General features: G+C 46.4%; 1 pseudogene. It reads right to left on the bottom strand.

From position 1 onward, the window contains the following. Nucleotides 1–228: 228 nt before the first annotated feature. Nucleotides 229–588 (bottom strand): annotated as a pseudogene (locus tag ACYVRH_RS14165) (DUF1015 domain-containing protein); the annotation flags it as partial.

Raw genomic sequence — 588 nt, 5'->3', positions numbered from 1 at the left:
AATCACAAAGAGGGAAGAAAGACCAATTAGCAATGAGAAATGAGCAATTAGCAATGTAAAATGCGTAGTCACTGAGCTTGTCGAAGTGATAAAAGAGCGAAGTTAGCAAGCATAGCGGCTTACCAAGACCGCGCCTACAAACAACGAAATTGCTCATTGCTAATTGCTCATTATTCATTGAAACAACAACATCTCTCCCCCTTTGTGATCTTAGTGTGAGGTCTTATCTTAACGTATTTCCCTGCACTCAAAATAGAAACGCTTCTCCACAGAATGGCCCATTGAAAAACTTTTTCGGGGGAGGGGGCCAAGGCGGGCTACTGTTTCAAAGAGGATTGACTTTTTAAAAGGCGGCAATAAGATGCCCGCCCTTTTGCGATTTGCGCCGGTTTGCCCGCTCTCGCCTGATATGCGGAAAACTTCTTCTTCGTCATGGATATAGTCTATTAGCTGAGGATTGTCCCCGGCGTATTTGTCCAATAGCGGTTGAAGGCAGACGGTGGCGATTCCAGCGGCGGAAGTTTCTATTAGCGCGTAACGGTTTTGCGAAATAATGCCAAAGTGGTTTACTGCGGGCGCTTGCGGCGG

It is taken from the genome of Treponema sp. R80B11-R83G3, from assembly GCF_054786115.1.
The sequence above is the reverse complement of the archived record's forward strand: the minus strand, read 5'-3'. Positions and strand labels throughout refer to the sequence as shown.